Annotated in this window: 1 protein-coding gene; it reads left to right on the forward strand. The window is 46.4% G+C overall.

Going from position 1 to position 274, the window contains the following annotated elements; genetic code table 11:
- On the forward strand, positions 1–274 hold a 274-nt coding region (locus tag AAEY80_RS14530; RefSeq protein ID WP_350588579.1), incomplete at both ends, for a GTP-binding protein.

The raw sequence follows: 274 nt of genomic DNA on the forward strand, positions 1-274 counted from the left end.
TGCCCGCACACCGCGATTCGCGAAGATGCTTCGATGAATTTGGCTGCTATTGACACCCTACAAGAGCGCCACCCAAATTTAGAACTGGTATTGGTTGAAAGTGGCGGTGATAATTTATCCGCCACCTTTAGCCCTGAGCTATCAGACCTTACTCTGTATGTGATTGATGTGTGTGCCGGTGATAAGATTCCGCGTAAAGGCGGTCCGGGTATCACCAAGTCTGACTTATTAATTATTAATAAAACTGACTTAGCGCCAATGGTTAATGCGTCAC

It is taken from the genome of Psychrobacter sp. 78a-MNA-CIBAN-0178, from assembly GCF_040309625.1.
GTDB classification, from domain to species: Bacteria; Pseudomonadota; Gammaproteobacteria; order Pseudomonadales; family Moraxellaceae; genus Psychrobacter; species Psychrobacter okhotskensis.